Annotated in this window: 28 protein-coding genes; 3 read left to right on the forward strand and 25 right to left on the reverse strand. The window is 31.4% G+C overall.

Annotation, left to right across the window (positions count from 1 at the left end):
- Positions 1 to 178: 178 nt before the first annotated feature.
- Genes BN30_RS02510 through BN30_RS02530 form a run of 5 tightly spaced genes read right to left on the reverse strand, consistent with a single transcriptional unit; the run spans position 179 to position 6,168 of the window.
- Positions 179 to 412, reverse strand: coding sequence for a hypothetical protein (locus BN30_RS02510; RefSeq protein WP_000908215.1), 234 nt, complete (start codon positions 410 to 412; stop codon positions 179 to 181).
- 12 nt (positions 413 to 424) lie between these two features.
- Positions 425 to 2,446, reverse strand: a complete 2,022-nt coding sequence (gene feoB / locus BN30_RS02515) for a ferrous iron transport protein B (protein WP_019117881.1) — start codon at positions 2,444 to 2,446, stop codon at positions 425 to 427.
- 3 nt (positions 2,447 to 2,449) lie between these two features.
- Complete coding sequence (locus BN30_RS02520; protein WP_002416391.1) at positions 2,450 to 2,674, reverse strand: FeoA family protein; 225 nt, start codon at positions 2,672 to 2,674, stop codon at positions 2,450 to 2,452.
- Positions 2,661 to 4,409 (reverse strand): ABC transporter ATP-binding protein, encoded by a 1,749-nt coding sequence (locus BN30_RS02525; RefSeq protein ID WP_002841636.1) that lies wholly within the window; start codon positions 4,407 to 4,409, stop codon positions 2,661 to 2,663. The genes BN30_RS02520 and BN30_RS02525 overlap by 14 nt, the downstream gene beginning before the upstream one ends.
- Positions 4,402 to 6,168 carry an ABC transporter ATP-binding protein gene (locus tag BN30_RS02530; RefSeq protein WP_019117883.1) on the reverse strand — a complete coding sequence of 589 codons (1,767 nt, stop codon included), beginning with the start codon at positions 6,166 to 6,168 and terminating at the stop codon, positions 4,402 to 4,404. Before BN30_RS02530 ends, BN30_RS02525 begins: the two co-directional genes overlap by 8 nt.
- 216 nt (positions 6,169 to 6,384) lie before the next feature.
- On the opposite strand from BN30_RS02530, the gene BN30_RS02535 reads away from it, so the two are divergent.
- The 3 genes from BN30_RS02535 (at position 6,385) to BN30_RS02545 (ending at position 9,241) form a co-directional block, all read left to right on the forward strand.
- Positions 6,385 to 7,356, forward strand: a complete 972-nt coding sequence (locus BN30_RS02535; protein WP_019117884.1) for a helix-turn-helix transcriptional regulator — start codon at positions 6,385 to 6,387, stop codon at positions 7,354 to 7,356.
- A 194-nt stretch (positions 7,357 to 7,550) separates the two neighbouring features.
- Positions 7,551 to 7,907 (forward strand): plasmid mobilization protein, encoded by a 357-nt coding sequence (locus BN30_RS02540; protein WP_000013380.1) that lies wholly within the window; start codon positions 7,551 to 7,553, stop codon positions 7,905 to 7,907.
- A gap of 2 nt (positions 7,908 to 7,909) precedes the next feature.
- Entirely contained in the window at positions 7,910 to 9,241 is a 1,332-nt protein-coding gene (locus BN30_RS02545; RefSeq protein ID WP_019117885.1) for a relaxase/mobilization nuclease domain-containing protein, read from the forward strand.
- Positions 9,242 to 9,282: 41 nt separating this feature from the next.
- Here BN30_RS02545 and BN30_RS02550 read toward each other — a convergent pair whose 3' ends face one another.
- From BN30_RS02550 to BN30_RS10380, 20 genes are all read right to left on the reverse strand, one after another.
- The gene (locus BN30_RS02550) at positions 9,283 to 10,014 is read right to left on the reverse strand and encodes an ABC transporter permease (protein WP_000854550.1); all 732 of its coding nucleotides are present in this window, start codon (positions 10,012 to 10,014) and stop codon (positions 9,283 to 9,285) included.
- On the reverse strand, positions 10,014 to 10,745 hold the full coding sequence (locus BN30_RS02555; RefSeq protein WP_000933556.1) for an ABC transporter permease: 732 nt from the start codon (positions 10,743 to 10,745) through the stop codon (positions 10,014 to 10,016). Before BN30_RS02555 ends, BN30_RS02550 begins: the two co-directional genes overlap by 1 nt.
- The gene (locus BN30_RS02560; protein ID WP_000800751.1) at positions 10,738 to 11,661 is read right to left on the reverse strand and encodes an ABC transporter ATP-binding protein; all 924 of its coding nucleotides are present in this window, start codon (positions 11,659 to 11,661) and stop codon (positions 10,738 to 10,740) included. The genes BN30_RS02555 and BN30_RS02560 overlap by 8 nt, the downstream gene beginning before the upstream one ends.
- Positions 11,662 to 11,712: 51 nt before the next feature.
- On the reverse strand, positions 11,713 to 12,129 hold the full coding sequence (locus tag BN30_RS02565) for a DUF5301 domain-containing protein (protein WP_019117886.1): 417 nt from the start codon (positions 12,127 to 12,129) through the stop codon (positions 11,713 to 11,715).
- 44 nt (positions 12,130 to 12,173) lie between these two features.
- On the reverse strand, positions 12,174 to 12,941 hold the full coding sequence (locus tag BN30_RS02570; RefSeq protein ID WP_000924459.1) for an ABC transporter permease: 768 nt from the start codon (positions 12,939 to 12,941) through the stop codon (positions 12,174 to 12,176).
- 119 nt (positions 12,942 to 13,060) lie between these two features.
- Positions 13,061 to 13,654: a sensor histidine kinase gene (locus tag BN30_RS08785; protein ID WP_242824743.1), complete on the reverse strand. Its 594-nt coding sequence runs from the start codon at positions 13,652 to 13,654 to the stop codon at positions 13,061 to 13,063.
- Positions 13,655 to 13,670: 16 nt separating this feature from the next.
- Positions 13,671 to 14,081 carry a histidine kinase dimerization/phospho-acceptor domain-containing protein gene (locus BN30_RS08790; protein ID WP_034450304.1) on the reverse strand — a complete coding sequence of 137 codons (411 nt, stop codon included), beginning with the start codon at positions 14,079 to 14,081 and terminating at the stop codon, positions 13,671 to 13,673.
- A 3-nt stretch (positions 14,082 to 14,084) separates the two neighbouring features.
- On the reverse strand, positions 14,085 to 14,783 hold the full coding sequence (locus BN30_RS02580; RefSeq protein ID WP_001206787.1) for a response regulator transcription factor: 699 nt from the start codon (positions 14,781 to 14,783) through the stop codon (positions 14,085 to 14,087).
- Between the two features lie 97 nt (positions 14,784 to 14,880).
- Entirely contained in the window at positions 14,881 to 15,102 is a 222-nt protein-coding gene (locus tag BN30_RS02585) for a helix-turn-helix domain-containing protein (protein WP_000701009.1), read from the reverse strand.
- Between the two features lie 110 nt (positions 15,103 to 15,212).
- Complete coding sequence (locus BN30_RS02590; protein WP_000384987.1) at positions 15,213 to 15,872, reverse strand: hypothetical protein; 660 nt, start codon at positions 15,870 to 15,872, stop codon at positions 15,213 to 15,215.
- Between the two features lie 42 nt (positions 15,873 to 15,914).
- A complete protein-coding gene (locus tag BN30_RS02595; RefSeq protein WP_019213947.1) occupies positions 15,915 to 17,432 on the reverse strand; it encodes a hypothetical protein in 1,518 nt (505 codons plus the stop codon).
- Entirely contained in the window at positions 17,429 to 19,048 is a 1,620-nt protein-coding gene (locus BN30_RS02600) for a recombinase family protein (RefSeq protein WP_019213948.1), read from the reverse strand. The genes BN30_RS02595 and BN30_RS02600 overlap by 4 nt, the downstream gene beginning before the upstream one ends.
- 78 nt (positions 19,049 to 19,126) lie before the next feature.
- Complete coding sequence (locus BN30_RS02605) at positions 19,127 to 19,288, reverse strand: hypothetical protein (RefSeq protein WP_019213949.1); 162 nt, start codon at positions 19,286 to 19,288, stop codon at positions 19,127 to 19,129.
- A 141-nt stretch (positions 19,289 to 19,429) separates the two neighbouring features.
- A complete protein-coding gene (locus BN30_RS02610; protein ID WP_019213950.1) occupies positions 19,430 to 20,164 on the reverse strand; it encodes a phage replisome organizer N-terminal domain-containing protein in 735 nt (244 codons plus the stop codon).
- A gap of 128 nt (positions 20,165 to 20,292) precedes the next feature.
- On the reverse strand, positions 20,293 to 20,814 hold the full coding sequence (locus BN30_RS02615; RefSeq protein ID WP_019213951.1) for a PcfB family protein: 522 nt from the start codon (positions 20,812 to 20,814) through the stop codon (positions 20,293 to 20,295).
- Between the two features lie 183 nt (positions 20,815 to 20,997).
- Positions 20,998 to 21,171 (reverse strand): hypothetical protein, encoded by a 174-nt coding sequence (locus tag BN30_RS10125; protein ID WP_019213952.1) that lies wholly within the window; start codon positions 21,169 to 21,171, stop codon positions 20,998 to 21,000.
- Positions 21,172 to 21,243: 72 nt separating this feature from the next.
- The gene (gene mobQ, locus BN30_RS02625) at positions 21,244 to 22,884 is read right to left on the reverse strand and encodes a MobQ family relaxase (RefSeq protein ID WP_019213953.1); all 1,641 of its coding nucleotides are present in this window, start codon (positions 22,882 to 22,884) and stop codon (positions 21,244 to 21,246) included.
- A gap of 335 nt (positions 22,885 to 23,219) precedes the next feature.
- Positions 23,220 to 23,510: a DUF3847 domain-containing protein gene (locus BN30_RS02630; RefSeq protein WP_019213954.1), complete on the reverse strand. Its 291-nt coding sequence runs from the start codon at positions 23,508 to 23,510 to the stop codon at positions 23,220 to 23,222.
- Between the two features lie 269 nt (positions 23,511 to 23,779).
- A complete protein-coding gene (locus BN30_RS02635) occupies positions 23,780 to 24,397 on the reverse strand; it encodes a VanZ family protein (protein WP_019213955.1) in 618 nt (205 codons plus the stop codon).
- Between the two features lie 54 nt (positions 24,398 to 24,451).
- On the reverse strand, positions 24,452 to 24,574 hold the full coding sequence (locus BN30_RS10380; protein ID WP_019213956.1) for a hypothetical protein: 123 nt from the start codon (positions 24,572 to 24,574) through the stop codon (positions 24,452 to 24,454).
- Positions 24,575 to 24,581: the final 7 nt, after the last annotated feature.

The raw sequence follows: 24,581 nt of genomic DNA on the forward strand, positions 1-24,581 counted from the left end.
AAAATGAACGAAACCCGTTCTTTCCTTAATTGTATTTAATTGTTTAGACGAGTGAGTATATGAAAAGACTGACAGATATAAAGTTTATAGAAAAAGGGCTATTTTTATTGCGACTTATTATTTGAAATAAACATATAGACTTTCCCATTTTATTCCTCCATTTATTTACCGTTTATTATCAATCTTTTACAATCCAAATATCATCTTGATTAACAACACAATTCGAGCATCCCGAACATTGACTTTGGCATTTACTTGTTGCAGACCTTTTAGTTTTTACCAAATATCCATTATTTTCGAGATATTCAATTTTCATTTTTACACTATCTAAATCCTCACCTGTCAGTTCAGCAAGTTCTTGCAAAGTGCAAGTCTTTTTCTTTTTCAATACTTCTAATAGTTGTATAAGCATACTTATCACACCTTAAAAAATCAGTAGTCCAATATGATATGCAACACAAGATATAATTAGAGCCGATAATATATAATACAGTGCTATTTTTATCGTCCATTTTTTTGAATGTGTTTCTTGTGCGGTAGCTGCAAGAGCCATCAAACAAGGCATATTGAAGAAAAAGGCAAAAGTAAATGCTAAGGCTTCCGGCTTTGAAATCATTGTCAACATATTATTGCTTAGAATAGCGGTATCTACTGTCCCTTTAACCTCAACTGCATGCCATATTCCTGAAGAAGTAAATAATGATGCCATTACTCCTAATGCCGATTCTTTTCCCATTGCAGAAGCAACAAAAGCCATAAATAATTGCCATGGTAACCCAAACAATTTTGTTACAGGCTCTATAAATGTTCCTACTTTATAAATAAGGCTGTTAGCTATATTTCCATCAGGCGTATAGGCAAGAATCCAAAATATAACAGAAATAAGGATAATGATACTCAATGCCCTTTTCAGTACATTTCCCATCCTATTCATTACAGAAGAAAGTAAATTTTTCCAATGTGGCTTGTGATATGGTGGAAGTTCCATAATCATTCCAAAATGTTCACTTCCCTCATAAAGCGATTTTCTGAAAATCCTATATGTGATTAGTAAATGTAGAAAAGCAACTGCAAATAGGCTTAATATCACAAATACTGCCTGTTTTCCGAAGAATGTTCCTGTAACAAGCCCGACTACTCCCCATGTTGACCCGCAAGGGACTACCCAAGATAATGCAATCGTCATAACCCTCTGTCCCCATGAATCAATTACTCTCGTTCCTGTGATTCCACCTATATTACAGCCGAAACTTAACAAGAACGGCATAATTGCTTTTCCTTGCAATCCTAATTTCGACATAGTGTTGTCAAAGACATAGGAAACTCTTGCCATATATCCTACATCTTCCAAGAATCCAAATACTAAGCTAATTCCCAATACATAACTTGCCATTTGCAATGCAAAAGTAATTGCAGTCATTACGGCTCCACACAAAAGTGAAATCAGCCAATTTGATACTCCAATGGCGACAAGCCCCTTTGCCAACAATGTTGATATTTTAGGTATAACAAACCCAAATAACCCCATTAGCGGAAATCCGATGAGCATAGAAGCAACTAATCCTAAAATGATAACTCCGATAGCCATAGGTTTTCCGAAAGCTTTACTTGTGGCTATACGATCAAATTTGCTTCTCTTAAATACTCTCTTTTTCTGAATAACATTTGCATTGATAAGTTTATCTATCCATTCAAATTTACAATTACCGGTTATTAAATTGCCATTTTTTATGCTTTTTAATACGTTCTCTATTTCTTCAAATTCGACTTTTTCAACATTATCTTTTACTAACGCAATTACTTTTGCATCCTGATCTAATAATTTTCCGATAATCCACGACTTTGAAAATACACCTATACCTTTATCAGGGATATGTTTTTTTAATAGCTTATAGTTATCTCCAACAATATTTTCATATGCCCTTTCTAAATTTTCGTCAGATAAAATTTTTCCTCTATCTGAATGCTCCAGAAAAGCATAAAACTCTTTGTATTCCTTTTTATCTGCCGCAACGATAGGAATGACAGGTATATTCAAGGATTTTTGTAACCCCTTTATATTTATATTTTTCCCTTGACTTGTAGCAACATCCATCATGTTCATGATTAAGACAACCGGAATATTTATTCCAATGTAGTCAGAGAGCATAAATAGACTTCGATTTAATTGTGAAGCATCTGCCATAATAGCAATTAGGTCTGCGTTCCCGGTTTCTATATATTCTCTTGTTATAACTTCTTCCTCTGAATTTGCTGATAATCCGTAAGTTCCTGGTAAATCCACAATCGTATAATTGGTATCTTTATACGAAAATTCGCCTTCTTTTTTCTCAACGGTTTTACCCGGCCAATTTCCAACATGTTGATTTGAGCCTGTCAACCCATTAAACAAAGTCGATTTTCCAGAATTAGGCTGCCCCAGCAAAGCAATCGTTATTTTCTTCATATCTCAAAGTACCTCCATCATTATTTTCTCTGCCTCTATCTTATTGACAGCTATCATCGTATCTCTACAATAAATGAGAATAGGTTGCTTTTTATAATTCTGGATAACTTCAACATCGCTTCCGACAGTTATTCCGATAGATATTATTCTGCTTTGAAAATGTGTATCACCAATAATTTCAACAACTTTACCTTTTGTCTTTTCTTTCAAAGTACTAAGCCTCTCCATAACTATTCTCCTTTATCATCCACTTTTTCGCTCTTTCCTGTGTATTTACCATTTCATAGTAATGTCCTTTTTTTCCATAAAGTTCATTATGATTTCCTTGTTCTTCAATTCTTCCGTTATTTATCAAAATAATTTGATTAGCGTTTTTAATGGTATTCAATCTGTGAGCAATAACAAAAACTGTCTTTCCTTGCATTAAATGCTCCAAAGCATTATTGATTTTAGCTTCATTATCAGGATCAAGAGAAGCTGTAGATTCATCCAACAAAAGAATTGGTGCATCCTTCAGAATCGCTCTTGCAATAGCAATCCTTTGTCGTTCACCGCCGGATAATGTACTTCCTCCATCTTTTATTTCCGTTTCATATCCATCCTTCATTTTCAAAATAAATTCATGGCAACAAGCTAATTTTGCAGCTTGATAAACTTCTTCCTTTGTTGCATTAGGTTTTCCAACCCTGATATTGTTATAAACAGTATCGGTTAACAGTACATTATCTTGAAAAACCTGACTAACATATTTAAGCAACACATCAGGTTTTATGGATTTTATATTTTTTCCACCAATTATAATTTCTCCACTATTTACATCCCAAAATCTTGCAATCAAATTAGCGATTGTAGTTTTTCCTCCACCGGAAGGACCAATTAAAGCTGTAGAAGTTCCTTCTTTTGCTTCAAAAGAAATATTGTTCAGAATCGTTTTATTTCTATCATAAGAAAAATTTACATTCTTAAATTGAATATCAAAATTTTCTAATTCAACTTCATTTTCAGAATAAGGCAATGGCTTCGTTTCATAAGCTTTCTCAAGATTACTTGCAGCTAATTTCAAATCTTTCAATAGTCCATAGGAATGTTGAAAGGCAATAAGAAGTGCAGATAATGCTAAACTCATAAGCATAAAAGCCACAAACTGTTCAGTTCTAACACTACCATCTATAAGCAAATATCCTCCTATAAGAAGAACTATCGGAAGCAAAAAGTTAACTGTGATAAAGTACATACTTGTAGGTAACGCCATTTTCTTTTCTGCGTTTACGCTTGTCTTTCTAACATTTTCAAGTGTATTTATCATTCTTTCAAAATGTTCACTTGTCATATTAGCTGACTTAAACGCTTTCATACCTTGAATGTACTCTAAAATAATAGAAATCATCTTAGAATTTAAATTTCTTTTTCTTGCCCCGTATTTTTCTATCAATTTGTTGCCCCATATCAACATAGGATATGCGATAAGCAATACTAAACACTCTAATAATGCGAGCTTCCAATCGATAAAAAATGTGCCTAATAAAATCAATATTGCTGTAACTGCCGTTTTAATAACCGATGGTAAAGTGTGCGTTATGATCAGTTCAAAACTACTCAAATCCTTTGTAAGAGTTGATAATAGATAACCACTACTATTTTTTTGGAAATGACCAAGGCTCAAACTCCTATAATGATTTGCTAAATCCAAACGCATATCTCCACACATTTCAGCTCCTCTTGAAAAGCTCAAATAGTATGCATGCCTATAAATCAGTATCCTTGCAATCATACTGATGAAACATATTACCGTATATTCTATGATTAAGGTTTTAGTTAATGTATTTTGCAATATATTAACAACGGTAAAATAGAGCATTAAATACAAAACAATGCTTCCTATCGAATCAATAACCATTAGAAAAATCGGTAAATACAATTTTTCTTTTTTATCTTTCAGAAGTGTTCTAATAATCTTAAGCATTTGCATTTACCCCCTCTCCAAAGTAATCTTTTGTGTATGTATTCCACATACTTTCATAGACCCCTTTTCTTTCTAAAAGAGTTTTATGTGTTCCAACCTCTACGACTTCCCCTTCATCAAATACAACAATTTGATCTGCATTCTTAATAGTATGCAAACGATGAGCAATCATAATGATTGTTTTATTTTTCAACAAGTTTTGAAGTGCTAACTGTATCTGGTACTCATTTTCTATATCTGAATAGGAAGTTGCTTCATCAAAAATAATAATTGGAGAATCTTTGAGTATTGCCCTTGCGATTGAGATTCTTTGTTGCTGTCCACCTGACAATTTCACCCCTTGATCCCCGATTCTTGTCTGATATCCATTCGGTAAACTCATAATAAAGTCATGAATTTGTGCTGCTTTTGCAGCCTCAATAATCTTATTTTCATCTGTATCTGTTCCCATACGAATATTCTCATAGAGAGTGTCCTCCAAAAGAAATACATCTTGAAAAACAAATGATGTAATGTCCATCAAATTATCTATTTTTAATTCATTGATCGGTATGTCGTTAATTTTAATTGCTCCACTTGTTACATCCCAGTACCTCCCAATCAATTGTGCAGCAGTTGTCTTGCCTGCACCGGAAGGTCCCACAAAAGCATTTATTGTATTCGGTTTTAAGGATAAATTTATATGTTGTAATGCTTTATTTTTTGTTTCTTCATCGTCATAACTGAAAGTAACGTCTTTAAAATCTATTTTCATACACTCATTCTTGTTTATGATTTTTGTTCCGTCTTTCAATTCATCCATATCCATTATTTTTTTTATGTTATCCAATCCGCTTCCAAGCTCCATAGATTGCATAAAGATTGTTACCATATTTAAGAACGAAACAAAAAAGCACATTGTAAGCATAATAAATAGCAAATAGGATGTTGCTGATAAAGAATTTCTCAAAAAGAAATATCCTCCGAACGGCAATGTAAATAAGATTGCTGAATCCAAAACCACTAAGGTTATTGATAAAGGATAGCAAGAGCTCATACACATCTTTTTCCAACAAGTAATATACGCATTCAATGAGCTTCTATATTGTTCAAATTTTTCTGCTGTTAAATGATACATTTTTATTACAGGCATAGCCTTTATAAATTCGTTTGCCGAAGCATTTAAATCAGCAATATCTTCGGATAGCTCCGTTGACATATCCGGATAATTTTTCATTAGCATCATAGGAATTCCTAATCCCAAAATCATAGGAATAAGCATAACAAGTGCCATCATCCAATTTAATTTCAACATGAAAATGAACATAATAACCGGAACAACTGCTGCCTGAGCTAATTCCAAAGTGCTATGAGCCAAAAAATTTTCAACTCTATCTACATCATCAAACAACAATGTTTTAATTTCTCCGGGGGCATGCTCTTGAAAGAATCCCAAATTAAATTTTGAAATATGATTTACAACTTTCAGCTTAATTCTGTGTATTGTGTTAAAAGCTGCTGTATGAGATAAAATGCCCGCAAAGGACATTAGTATTGCTTGCAAAACAGCACTTATAATTCCTATACCTGCCCACATTAAAATTTCTGTATACGAAATATTCTTCTGGAATATCATTAGTAATATCTTATAAACTACAAAATAAGGAACTAATGATAAAGCCGCAGAAATGACAGATAAAAACATTCCTAAATGTAGCTTTTTTCTCTCATCTTTTGCTAATTGGAATACATAAGATATCCCTGTCTTCTTTTTTTCCATTAGTTATTCCATCTCCTTTCCTGACCGTTAGCTATATCTAACTAACTACACTTATTATAAAGCTAATTTTTTATAACTCAAAATCTAACCATGAATTTCGGTATTCCTTTTAATCCCTTTATCTGTAAGCTTTTCATCAGTATTTCTATTTACAATTTTATAAATTTGTGATATAATTAAATAAATTTGTGATATTAAAAGAGGTGAGCAGAATTTATGGATAGAACAGTTATTGATTATTTAACAAACTTAGTACATGACGCTCCTTTTATTCCTGTTCCAACTTTATCAACTGAAAACAAACAAATCTTTCAAATAGATCCCCATTTTGGCAAAGGTACTTTTCGCATACTAAAGTTTGACAGCAGTTTAATTCTAATTTTAATCGCTAACTTTACTCCAAATAAAACACTTGAAAAAATAACTGAAGTATCTGAAAAGTATTTAGAGATTAGTCAATTTGAAACAGAAAGCAGCTCATTTAAAGTTGGTGGAAGGAAGTTAAATAATGTAGAAAAAGGTATCTATTGCTACTTAAATACAGAAAAGAAAACTTATACCTATTGTGAGGCAAATAAGCCTGTAAAGTTTACGAAAATAATCTTAACCAAAGAATACTTTGATACTTTCTTAAAATTAAAATATGATGATTTTGAATATGAAAAAGCAAAGATTCTCAATTCTTATTTGTTAAAAACTCAAAATTCTCCGCAGTTGAATTTTATATTTCAACAGATAAGAGAATCCCAAGCTGAAGGAAAGATTTTGCCTTTATATTTGGAAAGCAAAGTTATGGAACTATTATCTATCATAATTACAGAGTTAGAAGAAAAGGGAAAAAATATATCCGTTGTCTTAACTAAAAAAGATAAGCAAAATCTGAAAAGGGCTGTATCGGCTATGAAAAAAGATTTATCGGTTCATATTGACGGACTTGAACTCTCTAAAATTGCTTTAATGAGTCCTGCACGATTTCAATTAGCTTTTCGCAAATACTACGGTGTTCCTCCCTACGAGTACTTAAAAGAATTAAGGCTTAATAAGGCATTATTATTGCTGAAAAATCCTGAGTATAAAATATCTACGATAGCAGAAAAAGTTGGCTATACACACACAGGACATTTTGCTAAAATATTCAAATCAACTTATGGTATCACACCAAGTAAATATAGAAGTACAATTACTTAAACTAATATTAGAATTCAATATGTGCTTAACGCTTGCTACCATAATCAGTCTTTTGTAGCAAGCACAGTAAGTGTACGGACACTTACGGAAAATTGACGAAGCAGCCCTTTGGGATCTGCTTCTTTTTTTATCAATTTTTAGCTTGTTAGGGAGAACCCTAAGACCCCGAGATACATTCAAAGGAGGAACTAACTATGGCAAATAGAATAAGAAACGAAAGACTTGAAATTAAACTAACTGAAGACGAAAAGGCTCTTTTTGAAGAGAAAAAAAGACTTGCGAAGTGTAGAAACATGAGCCATTTCATCCGCAAATGCGTTTTGGAAAAGGAAATTTATCAAGTGGATTTAGACCCTTTCAGAGATTTACAAGGCTTACTTTCTAATGCAACAAACAACATCAATCAGATTGCAAAGCGAGTAAATTCGACAGGTGTAATCTACAAAGAGGACATCAGTGATATAAAAAAAGAGATTGAACATTTCTCAAAAGAGCTGTGGCAAATTCATTCACTACTTCTGAAAAGAACATCTGAAACGGAAGGTGAATAATAATGGCTATTACAAAAATACACCCAATAAAATCGACTCTTAATCTTGCTATCGACTACATTGTAAATGGAGATAAAACAGACGAGCAGCTTTTAGTAAGCACTCATAAATGCCACGAATCAACTGCTCACACTCAGTTTTTAAGGACACGAAATGACGCAGGAACAAAAGGAACCGTTCTTGCAAGACATCTCATTCAATCATTTTTACCGGGAGAAACAAGCCCTGAATTGGCTCACCAGATTGGTATGGAGCTGTGTAAAAAGATACTCAAAGATGAGTACGAATTTGTCTTATCTACTCACGTAGATAAGGGGCATATCCACAATCACATCATCTTCAATAATGTAAATATGGTAACAGGTAGGTGCTACCAGTCTAACAAGAAAAGCTACCACCAAATCCGTTATCAGAGTGATAAACTCTGCAAAGAAAATAGCCTATCTGTCATTGACGAGTTTTACGAAAGCTATAAGAAAAAATATAAGACTAACGGTAAATCTTGGTATGAGAATGAACAGGCAAAGCGTGGTACTTCTTGGAAAAGTAGACTTCAATTTGACATTGACAGAATGATTAAACAGTCTAAGGATTGGGACGAATTTTTAAAGAAGATGGCTGATCTTGGCTATGAAATCAAATACGGTAAGCACATTGCTTTTAAGCCAAAAGATAAGGCGAGATTTACAAGGACTAAAACAATCGGAGAAGATTATACCGAAGAAAGATTAAAAGAACGAATTGCAGAAAGAGAGTTTATCAAGACTCCTGCCGTCAAAAAACGCATCGGCAATGTTATTGACATGAACACAAATGTTAAAGTAAAAGAAAGCAAAGGCTATGAATATTGGGCAACCAAACATAACCTTAATACAATGGCTGAGTCTGTTATTTATATCAGAGAACATGGCATTAAATCCGTTAAACAGCTTGACGAGTATATTCAAAAAGCAGCCGATGAAAGGCAAAATATACAAGAGAAAATCAAAGAAATTGATAAGGAAATGCAGAAGCTTTCTACCACTATGGAGCAAGTTCATACCGTTAAAAAATACAGAGCGTGCTACAAGGAATATACTGCTAATCCGTCTGACAAGGCATTTTTTGAAGAGTACAAAGCTCAGATTACCCTATATGAAAATGCTCTCTCAGAGCTTAAAAAATCTTATTCCAAGCTCCCAAATTCAAAGGATATTTTAGCTGAGCTTGATAAATTACAAGAAAAAAAGAATACCCTTATGCAAGAGTATTCTTCCTCAAAATCCACTATGGACGAGCTTTATCAAATACGAAAGAACTATGGAATTTACATGGGCAAGGAGATGGAGAGATAGTGTTCTCTCCTCTTTTTAAATTCCTAAATTTGTTTTCATAACTATTTTTTACGAACTCTCATTTTCTTTAGTATTCTATGTGAAATAAAACAGCAACCAATATTTACGATTATGCTAATCAGCAATTCCATAACTGGTGTTTTATATAGTCCCGATAAAACGAATACAGATGATATTGGATATATGGCTCTTACAACTTCCTTTGAGGCAAAGAAAATTCCTATAAAGGAGTATATTTCAGCGATAATCAGAGCTATCCAGTAGCTTCTTTTTACAAGTCCAACAAATGCAATAATTGGAGATATTGCCATAAAAACACCTATTCCAGTTAATACATATACAACAAAATAATGAACTACCTCACTCATGTTTACCGCATTTAAATGCAATACCGCTTCTATAATTAAAGATACCATAAACAATATTAGATAAACAAAAATGCTACCCAACAGAGTAATTATCATTTTTGCAGTAATCATATTACTCTCATCTATTGGTATTAACTTTAATGATTTGAGTACATCTTCTTGTTCTTCACGACAAATAATATATCCTCCAAACAATGCTATCAAACTTGGCAATACAAAATATGTTGTTAAAGACTGCACTTGTAAAATATACCATCCAAATGTGTCTATATACTTTTTCCCACCAAATGAAAATTGTCCTTGAAGAAATACAACTCCCAAAGTCATCATGAGTGCAAATACAAGCAAAAATATCAATTTTGATCTGTGAAGTTTTTTATATTCAGCTAATAAAAGCGTCTTCATTACCATCCTCTCCTTTTCAATAATAATTTTGTAACTATTGTAAATCCAACTACCCATACCCCTATGCAAAGAAGAGAATAAAATATATTTATATCTTGATTTAATATTATTCCCGGAACATCCCTCAAAACAATTGCTGTAGAGCTTGATAATGGATGCACATACATATTAACCATTAAAATTACAAATCCAGAAAACGCATAAACAATTGTCAAGCAAATAGGTAGAATATATTTTTTTGTCAAAAATGCGACAGATAAAATAGGAAGCATAGAAACTGCTAAAAGTCCACTAATCTCAAAACACTTTCTAATAAGAAAAATAAACAAAGAATAATCTATCTCTATATGATGAATGATTTTCCCAAAAAGAAGCGTAAATAGAATTGAAAGACTCATAAATACTAAAGTGTAAATAAGCACAATTACAAATTTGCTAATCAAAAGTTTCGTCTTTTGTACCGGAACAATCCATAATGCTTTAAAAGTATCATTCTCATACTCTGCTGACACAATCATTGTGGAAAATATACCTAGTATAATTGGCAAAATCAGCCATAAATTATAACTAAAGATTGTCCATTTGAAATATTTCATTGCATTATCTGAAAGATCTATATTCCCAAAATATATAGTGGCAAGCAATGGCATTAAGAGTGTTGCCAGAAACATCATCCAAACAATCTTTTTCCTTTTCAATTTAAGAAACTCTACTTTAACTAAATTAAGCAATTCCCTCTCCTCCGGTTATTTTTTTGAAGTAATCTTCCAAAGAATCATTACATATTTGTGATGAAATCACTGATATTTCATTCATAACCAACGACTTGTTAATTTTTGCCATATCTAATCCATGACTATATATCCTTATATGATTATTATCTTCAACAGAATAATTTGTTATTACAAACTCTTTTTCCAGAATAGTCGCAGCTTTTGATACATCTGATACTTCCAAAATAATGTACTTTCTATTTTTCTTATTTAATTCTTCCATACTGTTTTCTTCTAATAAAACTCCTTTATCTATAATGCCCACTGTATCAGCAAGAAGTGTTATTTCAGATAGAATATGACTGGAAATCAAAATTGTTTTTCCTTTTTTTACACTTAAATCTTTTATAAAATCTCTAACTTCTGCTATACCTATTGGATCTAATCCATTTGTCGGTTCATCTAAAATTAAAACTTCAGGATCATGTAAAATTGCATTAGCTATTCCCAGTCTTTGTTTCATTCCTAAAGAATAATTCCCAAAGAGTTTTTTATCTTTATATGGCAGACCAACTACTTCTAAAGCATTTTTAACTGCATTTGGAAAAGCCGTTCCTCTTAACATTGCAAATATTTCCAAATTTTCTGTCCCTGTAAGATTAGGATAAAATCCCGGTGTTTCAATAATTGCACCAATTCTTGGATAAATCTTTTTCTCATTACCTTTTATGTTTTGATTGAAAACACTTACTTCACCATTTGAAATATCCGTAAGACCCAATATCATCTTCATAATGGTTGTTTTCCCTGCTCCATTTCTCCCTAACAACCCATATATAGAACCTTTTTCAATGTGTAAATTTACAGAATTGACAACCGTTTGTTCTCCATAAACCTTTGTCAAATTCTTTGTTTCGATAATATAATTTTTCATTTCACTTTTCCTCCTTATTTTGTTACATCATTTTCTGCACTCTATTACATATTATTTTTTGCTAATCAAATCACTAATATTATTAAAAATTCCCTGTTTTAATTTCCAAATACCAGTATAGGGCTGTTCAATATAACAGTTGCCTTTCTCCTTATATAAATATGCTACACTTGGATTTTTTCCCTCATCTTTGTGATAGAATTTTATTATGATATAGCTATCAACATTCGTAGGTTGGTCATTTGCACTTTCTTTATTAGTATTTTCTGAATTATCTTTTATATCACTAACCAATTTTGATATTTCTTCATTAGTATTAATTATCTTAGATGTTTCGGAAGTACTCTCCATAATTTCAACTTCTGCTATATTTTCAACTTCGGGCAACATTATCTCTTTTTTATTTACGCATGCCATTAAAGCTAACAAGCAAATAATAATTAGTGTTATTTTCATATATTTTTTCATTTTCTCACACCTCTATCTAAAAACAATAATTTTTATGAATTAGCCTAATAGTTTTGTCTTTTCATGGATTTTATTGAAAGTATAAAAAATACTATTCCGATTGATAAAATAGATACTAAACAACTAAACGAGGATGCCTTTAGTGAATATCCACCAATACTATTTTCTACCATTTCTTTAGCAGCCGATGACACATTTTGATAAACTCCTAATAAACTTGCAAGCGGATGTATATGGACTAATATTGATGCTCCAAATATTCCAATTCCTAAATAAAGCAAGCACATAGAAATAGGTAAAACATAACTCTTAGAAAAAGTAGCAATGTAAATCACTGGAAGCATTGCAATCGGAATTAACAAAGCTGCTACTACATATAAAATAGCAGCTTCTTTCAATGTAATTAAATTAAAATCTACGAATCCAACACTTAATACTGCTCCCAAAACTGATGACATATATGTTAATATCATCAAAAATATAGTTAGTAATTCTACCAAAATGAATTTCGCAAAAAATACTTCAAATCTACTAACCGAAGTTATTAGTACATTCTTTAATGTATCATTCTTCCTTTCGTCAAAAAATAACATTGTAGAAATCATTCCAATTGTGATTGGTAAAAAGACAAAAGTTATATTCTTAAACGCTAAACAATATAAGTCTCCAAAACTATCCATGATAGGACTTTCTCTTGAAATTGAAAATGCTCTTTCAATTGCAAACAAGTTCAAGATAACAGTTAGTATAAGAATACCTATCAAAATTCTGCTTCTCTTCCATTTTTTTATTTCAGCTTTTATTAAGAGCATATCGCACCTCCTTACAATAAATATTATAAATGATTAACCTTGCCATAATCTTGCGGCACTCTTGTTTTTATCTTGTTTCAATAAAAAAAGCCCCAAAAGAGGCTTTCTAAATCAGCTATTTACATTGCAAACTCTACAGTAAAAACAGTTTTTATATTTGGCACACTACTTACGCTTATTTTAGCATTATTTACTCGCAATAATTCTTTGGAGATTGATAATCCAAGTCCTGAACCTTTTGTTAATCTTGAACTATCTGCCTGATACATTCTGTCAAATATATATGGTAAATCCTTTTCACTTATACCATCTCCATTATCTAAAATCGTCAAAGTAACTTTTGTATCCGATTTTTCTAATTTCAAGTGTACTCTATCACAATTACTATGAACGATAATATTGTTAATTATATTGTTTAAACTTCTAAAATAAGCATTTTCATCTATCCTTATATTACATTCCTGTTCCGGAATTTCAATTTCATAACTTATATGTTTTTCTTCAAAAATAGGAATCCAATCACTTATCACATTTCTTGTTAATTCGTTCAAATCCTTATCCGCAAAAGAAAACTTCCATTCTCCTGAATCCAATTTTACCCAATCAAAAAGTTTTTCTACAAAATCCTTTAAGTAATGTGCTTTACTTAAAGAAACTTTTATATAGTCATCTTTTTCATCACCTGTAACAAGTCCTTCTTGAACTGCTTCCAAATACCCAACATAGATGCTAAAGGAGTTTTAAGTAATGTGCTTTACTTAAAGAAACTTTTATATAGTCATCTTTTTCATCACCTGTAACAAGTCCTTCTTGAACTGCTTCCAAATACCCAACCATAGATGCTAAAGGAGTTTTTACATCATGAGATAAACTTGTCATGAGTGATTTATATGCCTGCTCGGATTGTTTCTGCTCTATTAGTTTATTTTGACTTCGTAGTGCTATCTCATTTATATCGTGGCAAATTTTTTCTGTAGTATCATTTTTCTTAATTAAAATTCTACGATTGTAATCACCATTTTTGATATCAACAAGTACCTCTTGAATCCTATCTATTTCCTTTTTTATATGCGTAATCTTTTTTACTAAATATAGGATCACACATAAAAGTATCAAAATTATGATAGTTTTTATATCCATATATCATTCCCCCTTACTAAAACGGTAGCCCACACCTCTTACTGTCAAAATATAAGTCGGTTCTTCAGGGTTAGGTTCAATTTTTTTTCGGAGTTTACTGATAAAGGACATAATATTACTATCATCAAAAAGGTAATCTTCTTCCCAAACATTCGTATATATTTGTTTTTTTGTAAAAATCCTCCCTTTATTAGATGCGAGAAAATATAACAAATCAAATTCTTTACTTGTTAATTCGATATTGTTATCGTTTATTTTTACAGTTCTATTCTCTTTATCTATTCTCATATCTTCTATTATGATTTCTTTAAACTGGTCTATGCTTTTCTGATTAAAGTCTGTAAATCTTCTAACCATAGCTTCAACTCTTGCTTTAAGTTCATTGATATTAAAGGGCTTAGTTAGATAATCATCCGCACCTTGTTTAAGTCCATAAATTTTCGAATCATCATCAGACTTTGCAGTCAACATTAAAACTGGAACAGTGTATTCTTCTCTTATCATCTCCAAAACTTGAAATCCATCAAAGTCAGGGAGCATAATATCTAATAAAATCAAGCACAGATTGTTTGAACTTCGAATTTTTTTATATCCATCTAATCCATTATTAGCAATGTCTACAGAATATCCATCTGTGCTTAAACATTTTTTAATTAAATTACATAATGCAATATCATCATCTATAATTATTATCTCTCTCATATCTCATACCTCCATAATACCTATTCAACATAGTCATCATCAAAGGAAAATACATCATTTGATATACAATCTAAAGTCTAAAGGTTCTTTATTAAAATTAAAACTTATTTATATTATTCGTCCTATTTAATGAAATTAGTTCACCAAAATCTGTATCCAGTTCAATACAAATTCTATAGAGAATTTCCATGCTGACAAATTCACCTTTTCCCATTTTAGCTATCGTTGCAGGAGCTATACCAACTTTTTCCTGTAGGTCTCTTTTGTTCATATTTTTATCTATTAAAAGTTTCCACAACCCATTATAGTTTATTTTCATATTACCATCCTTAATATTCATATAGTTGAACTTTTATTTCATTAATTATATCATAATTTCACCAAATAAAAAAGAGTCGGTGCAGCCCTAAGACCACACCGACCATAAATTTATCTCTCAGCTTCTTTGCTTGCTTCTTTCTTTTCTTTCGGCTTTTCCTTATCTTCAGCCTGATATTTTTTGATAGCCCCAAGTACAGATTCTTTCTTTTCTTCTTGTCCTTTCATTTGTTCCTTTGCCTTTAACAGCTTTGAAGAAAGTATCCTGATGTTGCTATGCTCCTTGCCGTTATCATCAATGGAGGTTCTGATTTGTCCAAAGAGCTTAACAAAATCTCCCTGCTTAAAGTCCTTTGGAATATCGCTTTTTTCTCCGTATGCCGAGCAATTATGATAGACCTTATTCCCTTCATCATCTTTAGATACTACGGAGAAATTCGCTACCTTAAAGGCTTCTCCGTTCTTATTTTCCCTTTCAACTACATCAACCTCTCCAACGATATTTCCAACAATATTGATAAGATTATCCTTTTCTTCCTGAGCATAAGGCAGGTCTTTTATCTGTCCCTGTTCTCTTAAATCCTCAATCATATAGTCAAATTCCTCATGCAGCAAATTAAGGCTGTCATTGTCCATATAAGCGTCATAGAGCTTATCCAAAGCACTTTCATCGTTGATACCTTTTTCCATGCTTATAATCGCCTTTACAAAGTCCTTATGATTATCATTTACCATATCTTCTATTTGATTTCTCATTGTTTTGTAATCCATGTTTTTATCTCCTTTCATGGCAAAAGGGAGGTTTCCCTCCCCTTATCTTAAAAATTCCTGTTCTTTTGTTTTTTGCTTTTCTTCTGTTTTACTTTCATTTTGATAGGCTCTTATCTGTCCTAAAATAGATGGCTTATCACCTGATTTTTGTGTGGTTTCTTCTTTACTATGAAGATTGTCCTCCACATCATAAGTTGACTCAAAATAATCACTGTCCTTAAAGTCATTGTCATATCTATCAGGAATACCGTCATTATCGAGGTCTTTAGAAAGTGGATCATAGAAGTTGCCTTCATCGTCAATATCAAGACCCGTTGCTGCTCTTAAATCTTCCGAATCGACATAGACCAAATCACTAAAAGAAGACAGCTCAATCTCATTTTTCATATTTCGTAGAGCTTCGTTTTCTCCTTTGTTTTCATAATCAAAACTCTCCGTTTTAATCGGTATATCTTCAATATACTGTGTCCATCTCTTATCCTCTAAGTTAAGCTCATATTGGATGCTGTGTCTTTCGTCAGGTGTATTGGTATAGGCGATGCCGATGTGCTTTAGGTCAGGATATAGAGTATCAAACTCATCATAACTATGATTTTCTTCATACTCTCTGTTGCAGAAGTCAATGATGGCTCGTTTTACATCTTCTACAAGGGGATTGTCATTTCTCTTTTCTTCCACATCCCCCATATCAAGGAGCTTATTCAGTTCTGCCAAGCGAAGCACCTTATCCTTTAGTTCATCAGCTTTTTCAAAAGGCTTTTGTAATTCCTCTTTGGCATTTTCAAGCTGTTCTTTTGTCCCGATGAGCTTTTCTTCAAGCCTCTTTAATTTCTCAGGCATTTTCTCAAGAGCATTATCCAGTCTTGTAATATTACCGTCCGCACTCGTTCCAAGCTCTCCTGAATGCTTTGCAGCACCGTTTAAGCTGAAGTTATGCTCATTGGTGAAGAAGTTGTAACTTACCTCTAAATCCATGTTTCTATACTTACCGATAACTTTGCTTTCATTGATTTTTACTTTAGAAATAGCTTCAAGCAGCTTTTCTCCGGCTAACTTTTTATCTAATATCTTCTCACCACCGATAGTAATAGAAGTAAACTTTTCCTCTCCTTCAGCTTTTGCTTCTACATCTTTAATATCTTTCTTTACAGCCTCAATGAGTTTTTCTGTTCTTGAAATTTCTTCCGGATAGTTTTTAGCTACCTTATCCTCTAATCTATAACGATTGGACTTATAGTTTGCTTCAAGCATTTTTAGTTTTGTAACTTCGTTGTCCAAATCCATCTTTTCTTTAATCTTAGGATCGCCAGTGGCAAGGGCTTTAATCTCTGCATAGTTAAGAGAGCTTTCGTCCACATCTTCCGCAACTCTGACAGGTGTTTTACTTGTCATAATCTGAGAAATGAACTTCTGCTTATTTTCTATCGTCTGCCATAAGTAGCTGTCAAAGGTATTCTCTGTAACATAACGATAGATATTCACTTTCTCATTTTCATTGCCCTGTCTTACAATTCTACCTGCACGCTGTTCAAGGTCTGGTGAGTAGTCCGAAGTGGTCAATTTAATTTACCTATAAACTTGTAGTGAATTTCAACCTTTTGGCTAATTTGACCGTCTATTTCTTCCTTGTCATAGACATATATCTTATCTATTATTTGATTTAGGATATATCTGTTTAGCGATTTTATCTTAGCGTACTTGCTAATATTGTTCATGAATTTCTTGTAGTTATCTTCAGTTTCAAAAGATACTTCTATATCGCCCTCTAAGACCTTGATTTCCTCGATTAACTTGTCTTGTTTTTTAGATATGCTCACATTCATTAGATTGAAGTTTCTTTCGGTTATATTTCCCTCTAACCTATCTTCATATAACTGTTCATAGCTTCTGTCTAATTCTGCTAATTGGTTCTTTTTAAGCTCCAGCTTGTTAGATAGTTCTTTTCCCTCGTCAATTTTTTCTACTTCAATCTTTTCTATTATCTTTTCAACAAAGTCTTCTTTAGCAGATAGTGCCATACTTCCATGATATTGTATATCTTCAAGAACAATATTATATAGATCCCTAGCTTCAATTCTGTGTGATGAACAAGCATTTACTCCATATTTTTTATATGTGGAGCAAGAAAAGTGAACAAAGTCTATGAGTTCTTTCTTTTTAAGCCTATAATCAGTTTTTGGTGTCAATGCATAACCACATTTAGGACATCTTACAAGTCCTTGAAAAATGTTGTCATAATAGAGTCCCTTTTTATTGTTACACTTCCTCTTATCAATCATTGTTTGAACTTGTTCCCATATTTCTTCGCTGACTATTCCCTCGTGGGTATCTTTAGCATAAATATAGTCACTTTTAGGAATATACATTCTTTTTGAGTTCTTAAATGATAAGGTAGGTCTTTTATTTCTTGCCATATTTCCACAATAAACTGGATCTCGCAAAACATTTAACACCATTCTATGTGACCATTGATATTTATTTTCTTCTGTTAGTCCATAAAGCTTTTCAGCATTTTCAACAAAAGCACTTGGTCTTGGAATTTTTCTCTTCATCAACTCCTGGCTAATAAGTTGAGTACCCTTACCCTCTAAACACAATTTATAAATGAGTTCTATAATAGGTTTAGTTTTCTCATCTATGATTAATCTGCGTTTATTATTAGGGTCTTTTAGATAACCAAATGGAGCTTTAGAGCCTATATATGTTCCCTCTCTCATTCTACTTTGAATTGCACTTTTAACTTTTTTGGAAGTATCCTTTGCGTACATTTCATTGAGAATGTTTTTAAATGGCATAATATCATTTTGATTGCTATTTAATGTGTCTATACCATCAGTTATTGCAATATATCTTATATTCTTTTGTGGAAAGTACATTTCGATATATGCTCCACTTTGAAGATAGTTTCTTCCTAACCTTGATAAGTCTTTTGTTATAACACAATTTATTTTTCCGTTTTCAATATCAGTAATCATCTTCTTAAATGATGGTCTTTCAAAGTTTGTTCCCGAATAACCATCATCTACATAATAATCATAAATGGCGATACTGTTACTTTCTGCATATTGTTTTAACATTACTTTTTGTGACCATATACTCATACTCTCAACTGAGTTTCCATCGTCCTTTGATAGTCTACAATAAAGTCCTGCTACATATTTTTTAGTCCTGCTCAATTTCAATCTCCTTTCCCTAAACAGGACTATCTCAATAATTTAATTATACTAAAATACTCCCGTTTAGTCAATCAATACTTACGCTTGCGTTTGTTTATTTTCTCTATCTTTTTCTAAGTTTCTTTCGACTACATGCTCGATAATATCTTCAAATACTTCTTCAATCGGCTTTTTGCCTACATATACTCGCTTTATTTCATAGTTGATTTTTCCACTTCGTTTTTTCTTTTTTAATTCCATATAATTTCTCCCTTTTGTTGCAATAAAAAAAGGCGATTAGATTTTTAATTTTCTAATCGCCTTTTAAGTGTCATATTTACATTTTTATTATCTATGGCATACTTTTAAAGTCTTTAATAGTGGCTTTCCACCTCTTTTTATCTATAAAGATTCTCCTACATCATAGTTCATTTTTTTATTCCCTCCTTGATGTCTTAGTTTTTCTTTGTCTTCTTCATACCATTTTAAGATTGTCGCATAGTGGTTTTGATAGGTCTTACCACTGCTTTTCATGTATCTTGATAGTTTATTTATCATTATTTCTGCGTATGAGTTTAGTTTTTCTTTTAGATTTTTATATTCTTCTTTGCTTAACCTTACATTTTTGAATTCTCCATAAAAGATGGGGGTGGACTTTTTATCTTTTTCTATCTCTCCCTCTCTCTCTTTATCTATATCTATATCTTTCTCTATCTCTATCTCTTGTCGGACATGGGTTGGACTCATTAAGGACAATGTCCTCTGTTTATTTTGTCTGTATCTTCTTTTTTTCTCTGCCCAGGCTGTTTCTGATCCGATTAAGTTTGGTATTTCAGTTAAATAGTATTCATCATTTTCTGTTACAACTTCTAATAAGCCTTGATTGATTAAATAATTAACTGTGACCATTACATCATCATCTGTTTCATCTATGGTTAGTGCTAACTCTTTTATAAAATCACTTTCTACTCCGTCATAATAGAGTTTGCCCTCATCTTTTAGGCTTAGTAGTAGAAGTTTTAGATAGATTATCGTGTAGGTATCTCCTCCCGATATTCTTCTTAATCTTTTTATCCTTTTGTCTGTGAAAAATTCTTCTTTTAATTTTATCCAATAATATCTTTTGTTTGTTGCCATATCTGCTCCTTTCTTGATTTTCGATAATCGAAATTCTTGATTTCCGATTTTCTTAAATTCTGGACTTCTGGTTTTTGGAAGTCTTGTTATTGTATTTAAGGGTGTAACTTTTCGTTACTCCCTTAGATTTATCTGGTCATATCTTTTTTGTTTGGTTTTACTTTTTCTTTTACTTTTCTTTTGACTTTTTCTTTTGTCTTATCCTTTTTATTGGATAGGTCTTTGTATTTCTTTATTTGTTTTAAGATACTTTCTTTTTCTTTTTTATTTTCTTTGACTATTACTTGCTTAAAGGCATATTCCATTACTTTTATGTCTTTGGCTTGGAAGAATATTTCATAGTTTTTGCTTTCTTTGTTTTTCATTACTGAGAAACTTACTCCAAGTTTGTTTAGTTCTTTTTTTAAGTCTTTGAGATCGCTTTGATCTATGCTTATATTTTCTAGTTCTCCTTTCTTGTAGAGGTCTTTTATTTTTATTTCATCGCCCATAAGGCTTTTGATTTTTCCATTTGCTTTTTCTAAAGTTTCATTCATCTTTTTTCTTATTTCTTTGTCTAAGTTGATTGATTCTTTTGCTGCCTTTATTGTGTATGTTATTATGGTTTGTGCTGCTTGACCTGCTTCTTTGCTTATTTCTTCGTTTATCATGTTTTATCTCCTTTGTTTGAATTAAAAAAAGGGAAGTATAGGCTTTAATTTTTCTATACTTCCCTTTGATTGTTTTTATTTGATTGTTTGTGGTGGTGAAATGCTTTATTTTGATGTTTTTATATATTTCTTAGGTATTTGTACCTTTTATTGTTTTTCTGCTCTTATTTTGCTTTTCCACCTTTAATAGTTTGTGTGTGTTCTTTTGTCTGACAGATAGTTTTTCATGTTGGAATATATAATCTGTATTTCCTCATTGTTCATTGATTTTATTTCTTCTATGCTTTTGTAGGTTTTATATGTTCCATCTTGATCTGCTTTTATGAGTTCATCTATTAGCTCTTGCCTTTTATTCATCTCTATTACCTCCTAGATCTGCCTTTATTTTCTTGGTCATATTATAGCTTGGATAAGATATTTTTACCAGGTTTATCTTTCTTGATCTATTTTCTTGTTTTTCATCATTTCTCTGTATTCATTATCTTTATTAACTTGGTCTTGGAATTTTTTAATCTGTGCTATTACACTTGGTTTTTCACCTTGTTTTATTAGCTTATCTATTTCTATGGATAAGTCTATGCCAAGTTCTTTGTTTACAAAATCTACTGAATATTTTATATGATTAATTTCCTGGTATTCATCTTTTATCTTGTCTTTTTCTTTATTTATTTCTTCAAGATTTGCCATTAAAAGATTTTTTTCTTCATTCCATTTTTTAGGACTTAGTTTTTCCTTATCTGATAGGAGTTTTTTTAATTTCTCGCTTACTACCTTATATTGGTCTATATCTTTCTTATGTTTGTTATAGAATGTGTCTTTTGTGAATATATTTTTCTTTTGATATTCTTCATAAACTCCTTTTTTGTCTTTGTATATTTCATAGTATAGAATTTTCTTTTCTACATCTTCCATTTCTTTATGGATTGTCTTTGCTTTTTTATTTATTTTGTAACTATTAGACTTTAAAGTTTCTATTTTTGTTTGTAACTGACCTATGGTTTCTATGTTGTTTTTTCTTAAATAGCTATATGCACTCGTTAGCTTTTTGAAGTCATACTTTTCTTTATTAGTTTTTGCATATCCTTTTAGATATTTACTTTTTTCTTTTTGAATTTCTGAATAAGTTAATAGATAATTTGTTAGATTAAAAAGTTTAGGGTTGTCTATTACCTTATCTCTTTCTATATCCTTAAATTTTTCATAAGCAGTAGACAAGTTATCTAATAGATTTCCTATCCAATCCTTTAATGTTTTTATCTCTTCTTTTATTGTTTTTACAAGTTCATTATATTTTCTTATTTCTCTATTATAGTTTCCCTTATCAGTTTCTATTCCCTTTCTTTCCATTGCACTTGCTGCTGATCCTAAATGGATTGTCGGTAGATAATCTGAATTTTGTCTTTTAAAACTCCTATGGTCTACTCTTTTTTCTATCTTGTTTTTTGCTAGATATTCATTGCAAAGGTCTGAAAAATTTTCTCTCCATTTTTCTACATTGCCTTTATCGTTCCAGGTTGTTAGTTCTACTTTTCTTGTTTTAGGTTTTCCATTTTTGTTTAAAATCTTTTCTCCTTTTTCATCTAGGATATATTCTTTTTTTGACTTGGCTAAGAACTCTCCTTTTTCGTTTATGGGTCGCATTATGGTCATTATATGACAATGAATATTTCCATTTTTATCTTGACTCTCATCATGGATTGCATAATCTACTATCATTCCTTGTGATGTTAGATTTTCTTTTATAAATCTTTCGACTAGGTTTTTATTTTCACTTAAAGATAATTCTTTTGGTAGTCCTATTATGAATTGTCTTGCTAGTTGTGCATTAGAATTTTTTTCTGCCATTTCTACTTTATTCCATAAGGTAGACCTATCATTAAATTCTTTTGGTATATGATCAGGCAATATTATATTTTTTACTAATACTTTTTCTTTTCTTGTATAGTCATGGGTTACTCCGTCCCATTCATTTTTTATTTTTTCTCCACTTATATATGCTGCACTTGCTACTGCACTTTTGCCTTTTCCTCTTGATATTATGTTTACTGAAAAATGAAAACTGTCTGCCATTCTTATCACTTCCTTTCTTTTTTTGTTGTTTTAGGTGGAGGCTTAATAGTTTTTTTATATCCTCTTTGTGAATGAGCGTTTTGAAATGATAGAATTAAAAAAAGCCGACTACTGAATTAATTTTTGTTGTTTCAGTATGTCGGCTTAATTGTTACTTTCATTTCAAATTTTAAAAGTCAAGGGCGAGCGTTAGCGAGTTTATTTACCCTTGACTTTTAAAAAGCGAATGGTTGTGGCTCCCTGCAAGGGTTTGGCTCCGCAGGACGCAATCACCCTTTAGGGTGTATAATTGCGCCCTTAGAAAATCTAAGGGAGATTTTATTATTTTATTTTTCCTAATTTTCTCTCATTATTCTTAGTGTTTCTTTAAATTCTTTTGTCTTGGTTGCTTCTTCTAGTAAGATTTTTATTTCTTCATCTGTTAGTTCTTCTGCATTTTCTATAAGGCTTTCTAAGATTGCTCCTCTTGTTATGAGCCTATGAGTTCTTTCTTTTCTTCTTTTTACTATGTCTTGTTTTAATATCTTTTGTTCTTGATTTTTTAGTTGCCTTAATCTTTCTTCTGTATGGTCAATTTTGTCTTTTATTTCTTTTGACTCTTGTCTTATTTGATCTAGTTTTTTCATATTAATTTCCTTTCTTGTAATACAAAAAGAGATAACATTCCTGCTATCCCTTTCATAGTTTCACTATTAAAATTTTATGTCTTTTGAAATATCATTTATGTTTCTATAATGATTTTCTATTTCTTTTTGTTTCCTTCTTTTTAATTGTTTTTCTCTTCTTTTATGTTAAGTCCCCCCTATTTTATTAGCCGCGGTAAAATTTATTAAATAGTAAGTGTTTTAAGAATGTTTTAGTAGTTGCTATTACCTCTCCAACATCTAACCACTAATTAAAACTTTGCAGCAAATAATATGTTAAAAATATATCTCTGAACAGTGAGCATTATTACTAATGAGCCTATCCAAAAATATAACAGTTCATAATAGCATTGAAAACCATCAACTTGAGTCTGATTAATCCAAGATTTTGGAACAGCTTTCTTAAATGTTTTATAAATACTAAATCCCAAATATGTGCCAAAAGTATTTGCTATCAAGTCATTTATATCTGTTGTTCCTATATCAAACATCTGAACAAACTCAATAGATAAGGATATAAGAAATCCAGCTAAAACTATATTTGCTAATCTATTATATTTTTTATAGAGAAATGGTAGAAAAAATCCCAATGGTATAAATAAAATTACATTTAAAAACGTTTCTATTGGACCTCTAATCATATCCACAAAAGGAATATAAACAATTCTTGGGGCAAATGAACCTTTAATGGCAATACCCGTCGCCGCCAATACCCCTATGAGATAAAAGCAGAAAACAAAGGATAATATTATATGCCCTTTTGTTTGTTTTTTTTCAACTACATATAAAATAGCAAAATAGATAGCTACTGCTAAAAATACAGGAATACATCCACTTAAAAAATGATACATAATAAATTCAAAATCCATAAATTACCTCCACCAAAAAATCATAATTTTTCTTTTTTTACTCTTACATACTTCTTAGTTTTCTTCCCAAACTAATCCATATTTTTTCTCAGTTAAGACTGTTTCAATATTGCCAAGTGCAATCCTACTTTCATCATCTGTGTGAATTTCTTTTAGATGATTTAGGTATTCTAGCATTTCAGTT

Origin of the sequence: Fenollaria massiliensis (assembly GCF_000312505.2) — a bacterium.
GTDB lineage: Bacteria > Bacillota > Clostridia > Tissierellales > Peptoniphilaceae > Fenollaria > Fenollaria massiliensis.

Excerpts from the sequence above, each read along its gene's own strand:
- BN30_RS02510 (WP_000908215.1), bottom strand. The coding sequence starts at position 412 with ATGCTTATACAACTATTAGAAGTATTGAAAAAGAAAAAGACTTGCACT.
- feoB (WP_019117881.1), bottom strand. The coding sequence starts at position 2,446 with ATGAAGAAAATAACGATTGCTTTGCTGGGGCAGCCTAATTCTGGAAAA.
- BN30_RS02520 (WP_002416391.1), bottom strand. The coding sequence starts at position 2,674 with ATGGAGAGGCTTAGTACTTTGAAAGAAAAGACAAAAGGTAAAGTTGTT.
- BN30_RS02525 (WP_002841636.1), bottom strand. The coding sequence starts at position 4,409 with ATGCTTAAGATTATTAGAACACTTCTGAAAGATAAAAAAGAAAAATTG.
- BN30_RS02530 (WP_019117883.1), bottom strand. The coding sequence starts at position 6,168 with ATGGAAAAAAAGAAGACAGGGATATCTTATGTATTCCAATTAGCAAAA.
- BN30_RS02535 (WP_019117884.1), top strand. The coding sequence starts at position 6,385 with ATGGATAGAACAGTTATTGATTATTTAACAAACTTAGTACATGACGCT.
- BN30_RS02540 (WP_000013380.1), top strand. The coding sequence starts at position 7,551 with ATGGCAAATAGAATAAGAAACGAAAGACTTGAAATTAAACTAACTGAA.
- BN30_RS02545 (WP_019117885.1), top strand. The coding sequence starts at position 7,910 with ATGGCTATTACAAAAATACACCCAATAAAATCGACTCTTAATCTTGCT.
- BN30_RS02550 (WP_000854550.1), bottom strand. The coding sequence starts at position 10,014 with ATGAAGACGCTTTTATTAGCTGAATATAAAAAACTTCACAGATCAAAA.
- BN30_RS02560 (WP_000800751.1), bottom strand. The coding sequence starts at position 11,661 with ATGAAAAATTATATTATCGAAACAAAGAATTTGACAAAGGTTTATGGA.
- BN30_RS02565 (WP_019117886.1), bottom strand. The coding sequence starts at position 12,129 with ATGAAAAAATATATGAAAATAACACTAATTATTATTTGCTTGTTAGCT.
- BN30_RS02570 (WP_000924459.1), bottom strand. The coding sequence starts at position 12,941 with ATGCTCTTAATAAAAGCTGAAATAAAAAAATGGAAGAGAAGCAGAATT.
- BN30_RS08790 (WP_034450304.1), bottom strand. The coding sequence starts at position 14,081 with ATGGATATAAAAACTATCATAATTTTGATACTTTTATGTGTGATCCTA.
- BN30_RS02580 (WP_001206787.1), bottom strand. The coding sequence starts at position 14,783 with ATGAGAGAGATAATAATTATAGATGATGATATTGCATTATGTAATTTA.
- BN30_RS02585 (WP_000701009.1), bottom strand. The coding sequence starts at position 15,102 with ATGAAAATAAACTATAATGGGTTGTGGAAACTTTTAATAGATAAAAAT.
- BN30_RS02590 (WP_000384987.1), bottom strand. The coding sequence starts at position 15,872 with ATGGATTACAAAACAATGAGAAATCAAATAGAAGATATGGTAAATGAT.
- BN30_RS02605 (WP_019213949.1), bottom strand. The coding sequence starts at position 19,288 with ATGGAATTAAAAAAGAAAAAACGAAGTGGAAAAATCAACTATGAAATA.
- BN30_RS02610 (WP_019213950.1), bottom strand. The coding sequence starts at position 20,164 with ATGGCAACAAACAAAAGATATTATTGGATAAAATTAAAAGAAGAATTT.
- BN30_RS02615 (WP_019213951.1), bottom strand. The coding sequence starts at position 20,814 with ATGATAAACGAAGAAATAAGCAAAGAAGCAGGTCAAGCAGCACAAACC.
- BN30_RS10125 (WP_019213952.1), bottom strand. The coding sequence starts at position 21,171 with ATGAATAAAAGGCAAGAGCTAATAGATGAACTCATAAAAGCAGATCAA.
- mobQ (WP_019213953.1), bottom strand. The coding sequence starts at position 22,884 with ATGGCAGACAGTTTTCATTTTTCAGTAAACATAATATCAAGAGGAAAA.
- BN30_RS02630 (WP_019213954.1), bottom strand. The coding sequence starts at position 23,510 with ATGAAAAAACTAGATCAAATAAGACAAGAGTCAAAAGAAATAAAAGAC.
- BN30_RS02635 (WP_019213955.1), bottom strand. The coding sequence starts at position 24,397 with ATGGATTTTGAATTTATTATGTATCATTTTTTAAGTGGATGTATTCCT.
- BN30_RS10380 (WP_019213956.1), bottom strand. The coding sequence starts at position 24,574 with ATGCTAGAATACCTAAATCATCTAAAAGAAATTCACACAGATGATGAA.